Source organism: Changchengzhania lutea, assembly GCF_006974145.1.
Taxonomy (GTDB): Bacteria; Bacteroidota; Bacteroidia; order Flavobacteriales; family Flavobacteriaceae; genus Changchengzhania; species Changchengzhania lutea.
Map to the genome: position 1 here is coordinate 93310 of NZ_CP039456.1, position 12263 is coordinate 105572.

The 12263-nt window shown below is 36.0% G+C and carries 11 protein-coding genes; 6 read left to right on the top strand and 5 right to left on the bottom strand.

Annotated elements, in window-relative coordinates; genetic code table 11:
* Positions 1-80: 80 nt before the first annotated feature.
* The 3 genes from FAF07_RS00415 to FAF07_RS00425 are packed head-to-tail and all read right to left on the bottom strand — an operon-like array spanning position 81 to position 3425.
* Positions 81-1811: a sodium:solute symporter family protein gene (locus FAF07_RS00415; RefSeq protein ID WP_142783230.1), complete on the bottom strand. Its 1731-nt coding sequence runs from the start codon at positions 1809-1811 to the stop codon at positions 81-83.
* Entirely contained in the window at positions 1801-2055 is a 255-nt protein-coding gene (locus FAF07_RS00420) for a DUF4212 domain-containing protein (RefSeq protein ID WP_142783231.1), read from the bottom strand. The genes FAF07_RS00415 and FAF07_RS00420 overlap by 11 nt, the downstream gene beginning before the upstream one ends.
* The gene (locus FAF07_RS00425) at positions 2052-3425 is read right to left on the bottom strand and encodes an alanine/glycine:cation symporter family protein (protein ID WP_142783232.1); all 1374 of its coding nucleotides are present in this window, start codon (positions 3423-3425) and stop codon (positions 2052-2054) included. Before FAF07_RS00425 ends, FAF07_RS00420 begins: the two co-directional genes overlap by 4 nt.
* 179 nt (positions 3426-3604) lie before the next feature.
* Here FAF07_RS00425 and FAF07_RS00430 point away from each other — a divergent pair, with 179 nt between their 5' ends.
* The 4 genes from FAF07_RS00430 to FAF07_RS00440 all read left to right on the top strand — a co-directional run bounded on the left by FAF07_RS00430 (position 3605) and on the right by FAF07_RS00440 (position 8520).
* Positions 3605-4528, top strand: a complete 924-nt coding sequence (locus tag FAF07_RS00430; protein ID WP_142783233.1) for an alpha/beta hydrolase — start codon at positions 3605-3607, stop codon at positions 4526-4528.
* The gene (locus FAF07_RS18400; protein ID WP_185956483.1) at positions 4529-4666 is read left to right on the top strand and encodes a hypothetical protein; all 138 of its coding nucleotides are present in this window, start codon (positions 4529-4531) and stop codon (positions 4664-4666) included.
* A 562-nt stretch (positions 4667-5228) separates the two neighbouring features.
* Positions 5229-7601, top strand: coding sequence for a TonB-dependent receptor domain-containing protein (locus tag FAF07_RS00435; RefSeq protein WP_142786505.1), 2373 nt, complete (start codon positions 5229-5231; stop codon positions 7599-7601).
* A gap of 133 nt (positions 7602-7734) precedes the next feature.
* Positions 7735-8520 (top strand): carbonic anhydrase, encoded by a 786-nt coding sequence (locus FAF07_RS00440; protein WP_142783234.1) that lies wholly within the window; start codon positions 7735-7737, stop codon positions 8518-8520.
* Between the two features lie 161 nt (positions 8521-8681).
* Here FAF07_RS00440 and FAF07_RS00445 read toward each other — a convergent pair whose 3' ends face one another.
* The gene (locus FAF07_RS00445; RefSeq protein WP_142783235.1) at positions 8682-9629 is read right to left on the bottom strand and encodes a phosphoribosylaminoimidazolesuccinocarboxamide synthase; all 948 of its coding nucleotides are present in this window, start codon (positions 9627-9629) and stop codon (positions 8682-8684) included.
* Between the two features lie 275 nt (positions 9630-9904).
* Positions 9905-10858 (bottom strand): PhoH family protein, encoded by a 954-nt coding sequence (locus FAF07_RS00450; protein WP_142783236.1) that lies wholly within the window; start codon positions 10856-10858, stop codon positions 9905-9907.
* Between the two features lie 231 nt (positions 10859-11089).
* Here FAF07_RS00450 and FAF07_RS00455 point away from each other — a divergent pair, with 231 nt between their 5' ends.
* Entirely contained in the window at positions 11090-11959 is an 870-nt protein-coding gene (locus FAF07_RS00455) for an SAM hydrolase/SAM-dependent halogenase family protein (protein WP_142783237.1), read from the top strand.
* Positions 11960-11966: 7 nt separating this feature from the next.
* Positions 11967-12263, top strand: a complete 297-nt coding sequence (locus FAF07_RS00460) for a putative quinol monooxygenase (protein WP_142783238.1) — start codon at positions 11967-11969, stop codon at positions 12261-12263.

The following is a 12263-nucleotide window of genomic DNA, read 5'->3' on the forward strand; positions in this document are numbered from 1 at the left end:
GCGTTGATTTGTTCCATTGATAAATCAGTTAATGGTTTAATCGTTGAACTCTTAATTATCAATTGCCAATTGTCAATTTTTTAATGATCAGTTGCTTCACTTGCTCCACTTGGTATTCTAATATTTTCTACAATCTCTTGAACCTCTAGGGGCGGTGGCGGTGTGAATTTCATAATACTAATAGACACTATAAAATTAAGAATCATTGCCACACTTCCAAAACCTTCTGGAGAAATTCCAAACCACCATTCACTTTTATCTGGTAAAACTTCATCAAACCAACCTAACTTGTATTTAATCATATAGAGCAGCATTGCAATAATACCGACGATCATACCTGCTATAGCTCCCTCTTTGTTCATGCGTTTATAAAAAATTCCTAAAATTATGGCTGGAAAAAATGAGGCTGCGGCCAAACCAAAGGCCAATGCCACTACAGCTGCAACAAAGCCCGGTGGATTAATTCCGAAGTAACCTGCAACACATACCGCACCAACAGCAGACAAACGGGCTGCAATGAGTTCTCCTTTTTCTGTGATTGACGGCTTTATAATTTTCTTTATTAAATCATGTGATACTGATGAGGAAATCACTAATAATAATCCTGCAGCGGTGGAGAGTGCTGCTGCTAAACCTCCTGCTGCCACTAAGGCAATAACCCAATTTGGTAATTTTGCGATTTCAGGATTGGCTAGTACCATAATATCACGGTCTACAGTTAATTCATTATTGCTTTCATCAGCAACATATTGGATTAAACCATCTTTATTTTTATCATTGAAGGTTATCAATCCCGTTGTTTCCCACTTCTTGAACCATTGTGGCACTGCATTATAAGGTTGATTGGAAACCGTTTCAATCATATTTGTTCTTGCAAAAACGGCAACAGCAGGAGCTGTAGTATATAAAATCACAATTAACAACAGCGCGATTCCTGCCGATTTACGAGCGTCCTTTACGCGCTTCACTGTAAAAAATCGAACAATAACGTGTGGCAATCCGGCAGTTCCTACCATGAGTGCTAATGTAATGGCGAAGACATCGATTAATGACTTTGAACCCTCGGTATATTCGGCAAAACCAAGTTCAGTACTTAATCCGTCTAATTTATCTAATAAATAAGTTCCTGATCCATCTGCCAACTCACTTCCAAAACCTAATTGCGGAATCGGATTTCCCGTCATCTGAATCGAAATAAAGATGGCAGGCACCATAAAAGCAAAAATAAGGACACAATACTGAGCTACCTGAGTATATGTAATGCCTTTCATTCCTCCCAAAACAGCATAAAATAAAACAATGAGCATGCCTATAATAACCCCTGTATTGATATCGACCTCCAAGAACCTAGAGAACACAATACCCACACCTCGCATTTGTCCGGCGACATATGTGAAGGACACTAAAAGCGCACAAAACACGGCAACAATTCTTGCCGTTTTTGAATAGTATCGATCCCCAATAAAATCTGGAACGGTGAATTTTCCAAACTTACGTAAATAAGGCGCTAGTAATAAGGCCAGCAAAACGTAGCCTCCTGTCCAACCCATGAGGTACACAGCACCATCATAGCCTGCAAATGAGATGATTCCTGCCATGGAAATAAAAGAGGCAGCGCTCATCCAATCTGCTGCAGTGGCCATGCCATTAGCCAATGGGGACACACCACCACCAGCAACATAAAATTCTTTTGTAGAGCCTGCTCTTGACCAAATGGCAATCCCGATGTACAATGTAAAGGTGATCCCTACTAAAATATAGGTCCAGTTTTGGATACTTAGTGATTCTGCGACCAATAAACTATTCATCATATCCGAATTTTTTATCGAGTTTATTCATTAATCTCACATACACAAAAATCAATATTACAAACACATACATAGACCCCTGTTGCGCAAACCAAAAGCCTAATTTAAAGCCACCAACCTTAATGGTGTTAAGAGCGTCTTTAAATATAATTCCTGCACCGTAGGATACTGCAAACCAAATGGCAAGCAATATCAGCACATATTTAATATTGGCGTTCCAATATGCTGTGGCGTGAGTTTGTTTCATAATGATTTATGTTCTTTTAATCGTTTTGTGTACGCTTTAAATTCTTTAACCACTTTTGGGGCAAGGATTAAAGTAGCGGTCATCGTGGGAATCGCCATTAGGGCAAATGCACCATCAATTAAATTTAACATCATGCTAAATGGTGTCGTTACCGCCAATATGATACTGATAATATAGATGTAATTATAATAGTGTTTCTTATCGTCTCCAATTAAAAATGACATGCATTTTGTCCCGTAATAAGAATAAGAAAACAAAGAACTCACGCTAAAAATCAAGACACAGAGCATGAGTAAATAATTCCCGATTCCGGGCATCGCGTTATTAAATGCTGAAGCTGTTAAACTCACGCCGTTATTGGATGTGGTTTCCCAAACACCCGTCACTAAAATAGCCAAAGCCGTAAGTGTACATACTACCAAAGTATCGATGGCAGGCCCTAACATAGCGACCAAACCTTCTCTTACAGGTTCATCTGTTTTTGCGGCACCGTGTGCCATAGGCGCTGTACCAATACCAGCCTCATTTGAAAACGCACCACGCCTTATTCCCAATAAAATCAATGCCCCTAGAACACCTCCTAAAAATGGATCCCCTTTAAAGTTATCGGCGCTAAATGCATCGGTAATTATCAACAAGAAATATTTTGGAACAACATCATAATTAATAACCAATATAATAATGACTAAAACGAAATACAAGATCACCATAGATGGTACCATTTTAGAGGCTGCGTTACTTATGCGGTCCAATCCGCCTAGAATAATAAAACTCGTTAAGGTGACTAAAACAAATGCTATAACTGCATTAGAAGCGAGACCGACTTCGACACCATTCGGGATTAAAACAATATCGTTGATGGCTTGCGTTAGCTGATTAACATTTACTACTGGCAAAGCGCCTATCATTCCAAAAAAGCTAAACATAATAGCTAGGGGTTTCCATGATTTGCCAAGACCTTCCATAATAAAATACATGGGGCCTCCTTGCAATTGGCCGGCGCTATCTTTCCCACGATACATAATGGCTAAGGTTGATGTAAAAAACTTTGTAGACATGCCAACTACGGCGCTCACCCACATCCAAAACATGGCTCCAGGACCACCAATGGAGATAGCCACCGCAACCCCAGCAATATTCCCCATGCCAATGGTTGAGGATAGTGCTGTCGTTAGAGCTTTGAAGTGACTGATTTGTCCGGGATCATTTGGATCATCGTATTTACCACGCAACACCTGAACAGCATGTCCTATAAAACGAAAGGGAATGAATCGTGATAATATTAACAAGTATAAACCGCCACCAATAAGCAAAATGACCAAAGGTAATCCCCATGCATATGCAGCAAACTGTTCTACGATTTCATTCATATGATCCTCATTTGTTTATATGAGTCTATAAATATATCAATTAACTTTACATCAATTCACTTTTCTTTGAAATTCATAATTTATGATCAAATAGCCACTATTCATTTATGTAAAAAACTAACTTCGCATAATTTTAAAAACCTAAAAACTCAAATGATAGTTTCCCCAACACTATAACTATGGATTTACAAGATGACTTTACTAATGAAACCATAACGCTTACGCCTGATTATGAAGGAGACGTGATAGCAACGCTCATTTCTTCTAAAAATAACAAAGGCAATCGAGGTAGCCTGTTATATCTTCATGGATATATCGATTATTTTTTTCACCCTCATGTAAGTGAACAATCCCATGCCAATGGGTTAGACTTTTATGCGCTTGATCTTCGGAAATATGGAAGGTCTCTTTTAGAACATCAACATCCCAATTATTGCAAGACTATTGAAGAATATTATGAAGAACTGTCTATCGTGCTTCGTAAAATAAAAAATGAAAATAAGGCGCCTTTACACATATTGGCGCACTCTACAGGAGGATTGATAGCGAGTAACTATATGAATAATGGTGAGGAAAGGCATCTCGTTTCTGGGCTTATTCTAAATTCCCCTTTTCTTAACTTAAATCAGCCAAGAATTTTAAAATCATTGAGTTCTATAGTATCTCGGGGTATTTCTAGATTATTTCCATATGCAAAAGTCAATGGTGCTCTCGCCTCCGTTTATGCCAAAAGCATTCATCAAGATTTTTATGGTGAATGGGATTTTAACTTGGATTTGAAACCCATAAAAGGATTCCCCACTTATTTTAAATGGGTTGTTGCCGTAATGGAAAGCCAGAAAAAATTGGAGCAGTCAAAAATTGAAGTTCCCATTCTGGTTATGCACGCCTCTAAATCTGCAAAAATATCAACATTTTCTGAGGAAGCGATGCGAAAAGATATTGTGCTCAATGTTGACGATATAAAACGTATAGGGATGACCTTAGGTGAAAACGTAACACTTTTAGAAATTGAAGATGCACAGCATGATATTCTTCTATCTTCAAAAGAAGTTAGAACGAAAGCTTTTGAAAAACTTTTTGATTGGTTAGCAGAAAATTGATTGATTGCTGTTATTGCAGTACATGACAAAAATGTCGCAGCCATTGATATTTTGGATATCGGTAATTTGATGGAAATTAAAATAATTGATGATTATTATCCAGGTGCTGATAAGACCAATAATATTTTAAAAATTTAAAAACAGATAATTTTAGCTTAAAAAATAGCTTATTCCCGCCTACTCTTAAAGTTCTTGTATTAATGTAAAAGTGGTTTCTGGTTACAAAAATTCATTCTAATCCCGAGAACTATGGCTCTAGTTTACTAGTGCGTTGTTTTAGTAATATGTCTTCAACATAAACATGTTTGACACATTAGATAATTAAAAGTAAACCTACTTGCAGGAACGATCGTAAATCTGAGGATAATAGATAAGAAATTAAAGTATTAAGCCACGAATTACACTAATTAGCACGAATAAATGAGCTTAGCCCATTTAAAATTCGTGGAGTGATTGAACAAAATGATATCACGAATAGAAAAATCTAAAGATTTTTCAAACATTAGTGATCATTAGTGTAATTCGTGGCAAATACCAATAATATCAACGCACTAGTAAACTAGAGCCAAAACTATTTATAACCAACAATAGTAACATGAGACCTTATAAGATTTACGTCGTGCGTTTTGATCGACTAAGAAATAATTCGGTCTTTAAACATATCTTTGTTGTTTATATGTTATCTATTTTCTACCAATTCATGCACAATAAATTAATCATAGTTTTACTTTTATTCTTTGGATTTAGCTTTGCCTCTGCTCAAAATTCTCAGATTCTAATTACTGGAAAAGTTTTAGAAAGCAATAATAACCTGCCTGTAGAGTATGCCACAATATCAGTATTAGACAACAATTCAAAAAAACCTTTAACAGGAACCATAACGTCTCAAGATGGTACATTCTCTATTAAAACAAACGGCACCAACTTCTATATTGAAGTTAGTTTTATGGGCTACAAAACTAAGGCTTTTCAAAATTTCGAAATTATAAAAAATACAGTTGATTTAAAAACAATCATTTTATCTGAAGACAATCAATCTTTAGATGAAGTTGTTATTCGTGCCGAAAAATCTCAAATGGAATTTAAATTGGACAAACGGGTATTTAATGTAGGTACCGATTTAAGTTCATCGGGCGCCAGTTCGCTAGAGGTTTTAAATAGTATCCCATCAGTTAACGTAAATATCGAGGGTACAGTAAGTTTAAGAGGTAGCCAAGGTGTGCAAATACTTATCAACGGTAAGCCATCGGTTCTCGCAAGTGCAGATGGCAATGCCTTAGGAAGTATTACCGCAGATATGATTGATAAAATAGAGGTTATTACCAATCCCTCTGCAAAGTATGATGCCGAAGGCACTTCAGGTATCATAAACATCATTCTTAAAAAGTCTGAAAAAAAAGGTTTAAACGGGTCTGCTACTTTAAATTTTGGAGTTCCCAATAGCAACAGTTTTGGTTTAAGCGTAAACAAACGTACCGAAAAGTTTAATCTGTTTAGCCAATTGGGTTTTGGGATTCGCACCTATCCAGATACGCGTAAATCCATTAATCAAGATTTATTAAATAATACCACTATCAATAGCTTTGGTGAAAGTGAATTTGATGAGAAATTCAGTAACATACTCATTGGAACCGATTATCATATTAACGATAATAACGTGATAACCCTTTCGGGGTCTTATGCTTATGAAGTAGAAGACCAAAGTTCAATAACTAATTTTAATAAAAGTGATGGGTCCAACACAACGACGGATAGCTGGTTACGTAATGAAAGAACAGAAGCTAAAAACCCAAAATTACGTTACGAATTACAGTATAAAAAGAATTTTAAAAGACATGAAGACCAAAGTTTATTGTTTAGCGCTTTAGGAAGTTCTTTTCGTAAAGACCAATTTTCAGATTTTAAAAATAATACTATTGTTGGCGATGATGACGATTTTCAACAAAAAACACGCACCGATTACACCTTAGAAGATTACACGTTTAAATTAGACTATACGCATCCGTTTTTAGAAAAATACACTATAGAAACAGGCTCACAATATGCTATAAATAGCGTATCCAACGATTTTGCAGTCAGCGACTTCATTAATAACGACTGGGTCAACAATCCAGATTTAACCAATATTTTTGATTTTGATCAAAAGGTTTTAGGCATTTATACCACTGCCGCTTACGAAGGTGATATTTGGGGACTTAAACTTGGGATTCGATTAGAAAACACAAATCTTAGTACGGTATTAAAAACCACTAATGAACGAAATGAAAGCGATTACACTAACTTGTTTCCTAGTATTCACACGTCGTATAAAATGAATGATAATTTTTCATTACAAGCTGGGTATTCAAAACGAATAAGACGCCCCGGTTTAAGGGATTTAAATCCGTTTTCAAACATTCGAAATAATTTTAGTATCTCGACCGGTAACCCAGATTTACAGCCAGAATACACAGATTCTTATGAGGTTACCAGCATCCATAAAATTGGTAAAGCCTCATTGAGTTTTAGTTTATATAACCGCTATACGGTTGATGTAGTAGAACGTATTTCAACATTTAAAAATAATGTAAGCCTCTCCCAACCAGAAAATGTGGGCACCAATACCACCACGGGTTTTGAGGCCAACGGAAAATATGCGCCCACAAATTGGTTCTCAATACATGGCGATTTTAATATAAATTACTTTTCTAGAAAAGGTTTTTTTGAAATGGTGTCTTTTGATTTTAAAGGCAATCAATGGGCCACTAACCTGACCACTAAATTTAAACTTCCGGCGGAATTTGATTTAGAAATCTCTGGCGATTATAGATCTAAATATAAAACCGTTCAAAACGACATTGCAGATAATCTTTTTGCTGATCTTGGTTTAAGAAAAAAGATTCTTAAGGGAAAAGTGATTTTAAACTTAAGTATTCGCGATGTTTTTGCATCTAGAATAGACCAAACCACCACAACGCAACCAGACTTTTACTTGTTTAATAGCAGGCAACGCGGACGCTTTGTAACTTTTGGTGTTAGTTATGGTTTTGGTAAAGGTGAGGCTATGGAGTTTTCAGGACAACGCAGACGCTAGCCATTTTTAAAGTTTAGATAAAAAGAAAACCTAATAGTTAATAAATCTTCGTAAATATCTTCAAAACATGACAAAAGTAAGCTTTTTGACTCTGTGATATTAGTAATTTTATAGCATAAAAATTTATCATATTATGAAAACGAAACTTAGTTTACTTTTTTTAACTATTTTATTAGCTGCAGTGTCTTGCAAACAAGCACCTAAAACAGCGCATACTATAGAAAACGAAAATACTCATCACTGGAGTTATTCCGGTGAAACCTCACCAGAACATTGGATAGAAATTGAAAAAAACTCCAATTGTGACGGTAAGCACCAATCACCTATTAACATCATTAATAAAGATGTAGACTCCATAAATTCAAAAAGTGATTTAAAGATTTTATATACACCAACCACGCTTATTAGCAAAGTAGAAAACAACGGACATTCCATTCAATTTGATTTTGAAGCGGGAGATTCCATAAATTATAAAAATAACACCTATAACCTAAAACAAATTCATTTCCACGAGCCCTCTGAACACAAAATAAATGGCGTTATCTATCCTATTGAAATGCATTTGGTCCACGTGAGCAAATCAGGAAAACTGACAGTTTTAGGCTTTTTGGGAGAAGAGGGGGATGAAAGCCAATTATTTGAGTTTTTTGAAAGTTTTTTACCTATAGAAAATGAAACCACAAAAGACATTCATCAAGAAATTGATTTATCCAGTATGTTTTTAAATGCCAAAAATTATTATTCATATTCTGGCTCCTTAACCACACCACCATGTACCGAAGGTGTTAATTGGATTGTATTTAAACAGCCTATTATTTTGTCTGTTGAAGAAGTACTAAAGCTTAAAAACAATATGCCCATTAATAATTATAGAAATGAACAGCCTTTGAATGAGCGGGTTGTTGAGTATAATCACTAACGTTTAAATATTTATAACTTTTTCTTCATTATTGACTGCTCCAATACCAATGATATTGAGCTGCCAACCGGCGGAAGCGACGGGCAAGTTCATAAAGAAGGGTAGTTCTGGAAACTACGCTTGGGTAAACCAAACCGCAGATTATGAGTAGTATCGTGGAACTATTTTAAATACGCCAGAACATTCGCTTCAATACGCTCCTGAATGTTTGAGACATCCCCTTTTATAAATGTCTCACCAGTAATATTTTCATACAGCTCGATGTAACGTTCGCTCACCGTTTCAATATACTCATCGCTCATGGCAGGTACTGTTTGCCCTTCCAGACCTTGAAAATTATTGGCAATCAACCATTGGCGTACAAATTCTTTAGAGAGTTGCTTTTGCGCTTCTCCGCTATCTTGTCGCTTTTGATAGCCATCCGCATAAAAATAACGTGAGGAATCGGGTGTGTGTATTTCATCAATGAGCACAATTTGTCCGTCTTTGGTCTTTCCAAACTCGTATTTGGTATCCACTAAAATTAAACCTCTTGATGCCGCAATCTCACTTCCACGCTGAAACAATTTACGTGTATAATCTTCTAATACCAGATAATCTTCTTCGGAAACAATGCCCCGCTTTAAAATATCTTCTCTAGAAATATCCTCATCGTGGTCGCCCATTTCCGCTTTGGTGGCTGGGGTAATAATGGGTTCTGGAAACTTATCGTTTTCTTTAAGGCCCTCTGGCATATAGACGCCACATAATATACGCTTTCCAGCTTTATACTCTCGGGCAGCGTGTCCAGACATATAACCGCGAATGACCATTTCTACCTTGAATGGTTCACATAAATGACCGACGGCTACATTCGGATCTGGAGTGGCCAGTAACCAATTGGGAACAAGATCTTGAGTTGCTGCCATCATTTTAGTGGCAATCTGATTAAGTATTTGCCCTTTGTAAGGAATGCCTTTGGGCATCACAACATCAAAAGCAGAAAGTCGATCTGTAGCAACCATTACCAATTGCTTATCATCTATGTTATATACTTCTCGTACTTTTCCTTTATAAACACTTTTTTTACCTGGAAAATTAAAATTGGTATCTATTATGGTGTTACTCATTATTGTTTATTCGTTTATGAGTTGATTTGTTTAATTGTTTAATTGTTTAATTTTAAAAACTACATACTGCGACAGAAAACTGATCACTGATTGACGTTTAGCCCCGATTGATGCGGCATCCTTTTTTGCCATTAAAGCAAAAAAGATATAGCGGAAAGCGGGATATAGCTTCAAAAAAAAAAAATACTTTAATACTTTTTCATCGTACTTCAATAAACACTATGTGACATATAGTTTTCCTGCCATACGGCAACTGAATGCGGCCCACTGAACTCCTACTCCCTATTCTCTATGCTTTTATAGGCTTCGATCACTTTCTTAACGAGTTTATGACGAATAACGTCTTTGTCATCCAGAAAAACCATCCCGACACCATCTACATTCTTTAAAATCAGTAGCGCCTCTTTAAGCCCGGAAATGGTACGTCGCGGTAAATCGATTTGTCCAGGATCTCCCGTTAACAAGAACTTAGCATGTTTACCCATTCGTGTTAAAAACATTTTCATTTGGGCATGCGTGGTATTCTGCCCTTCATCTAAAATAACAAAAGCATTATCCAGCGTTCGCCCGCGCATAAATGCCAATGGTGCAATTTGGATGGTTCCATTTTCGATATAGTGCGTTAACTTTTCTGGCGCAATCATATCTCGTAAGGCATCGTATAGGGGTTGCATGTATGGATCTAATTTTTCTTTTAAATCGCCTGGTAAAAACCCAAGGTTCTCCCCAGCTTCAACCGCTGGCCGAGTTAAAATAATGCGCTTCACTTCTTTGTTTTTAAGCGCTTGAACCGCTAAAGCTACCCCCGTATAGGTTTTTCCTGTACCTGCGGGACCAATGGCGAATACCATATCGTTTTTACGCATGAGCTCAACCATCTTGCGCTGGTTGGCTGTTTGGGCTTTTATAAGCTTTCCCCCTACGCCATGAACAATGACTTCGCCACTTTGTTTGGAGGTTGAGTAATCGTCGCTACTTTGACTGGTTAAAACACGCTCGATCACATTTTCATCTAGCTTATTGTATTTGGCAAAATGCTTTAAGAGCATGGTGATACGACGGTCAAATTCTTCAAGTAATTCCTCATCGCCAAAAGCTTTAATGGTATTCCCTCGGGCGACGATCTTAAGTTTGGGGAAGTATTTTTTTAGAAGTTCAATATTGGCGTTTTGGGCTCCAAAAAATTCTTTTGGAGTGATTTCTTCAAGTTCGATTATAATTTCGTTCAAAGGCTAGGTTTTAGATTAAATTCAACAAAATATTTTATGCTATAATTTGTTATTAAGATTAAATGATAGATTCAGTTTCTAAAATTTTTTAATATTTAAAACTCTTTATAAATCTATGCATTTTCTGCTATAATCCTAAAACGAAAACGAAAAATTTATGTAGGTTTGTTAAAACTCAAATATATATAAATTTGAGTGACCTAACGTTAAAAACATATCAACAATTTGCCAATGGCAATCATCACATTAACAACCGATTTTGGTGAAAAAGATCACTTTGCTGGCGCAACAAAAGGCGCTATATACAGTGAGCTCCCCGATGTTAAAATTGTTGATATCTCGCATTCTGTATCGCCATTTAGTATTCCAGAGGCGGCCTATATCATTCAAAATGCCTATAGTAGTTTTCCTAAGGGGACGATTCATATTATAGGAATTGATTCTGAGATAAATCCTGAAAACAAACATATTGCCATTAAGCTGGACGATCATTTTTTTATTTGTGCCAATAATGGGATTATGAGTATGATCTGTTCTGAAATTGTTCCTGAAAAAATTGTTGAAATTAATATTCATGATAAAATCCAAACCAGTTTTCCTGTTTTGGATGTTTTTGTAAAAGTAGCCTGTCATATTGCACGAGGTGGTACGTTAGAAGTGATAGGGAAAAGCATTGAAAACATAAAACCGATAAAACATATTGTGCCTTATGTTAATGACGATAAAACACAAATTATTGGTAGTGTGATTTACATCGATAACTATGGTAATGTGGTGACCAATATTAAGCGATCATTTTTTGAAGCGGTGCAAAAGGGACGCAATTTTGAAATTTCTGCACGTAATTACAAATTCAAAAAAATACATCATAAATACAGCGACATTGTAAACTTTGAAATAGATGAAGACAAACGCAATGATGAAGGCCGTAAATTAGTCGTTTTTAATTCAGGTAATTTTCTGGAAATTGCCTTGTATAAAAGCAATACGACTACGGTTGGTAGTGCCTCTAGTTTAATGGGGCTTGGTATTATGGATACGGTGAGCATTAATTTTACGGCATCCTCCGCACTTCCAAAAGCAAATGAAGGTCTTTTATAAATAAATTATGATAGTAAGAATTGTTAAAATGGGATTTCAGGAGGATAAAATTGATGAATTTCTGAACCATTTTAATACCAATAAAAATAACATTAGGGATTTTGAAGGTTGTGAATTTTTAGAATTGTATCGAGATAAAAACGAACAGCATATTTTTTTTACTTATAGTTACTGGCAGTCCGAAAATCATTTGAGTACATACAGAAGCTCTGACTTATTCAAATTGGTTTGGTCTAAAACAAAACCATTATTCAGTCAAAAACCAGAGGCTTGGAGTGTAGAAAAATTAGAAAGTTTAAAATAG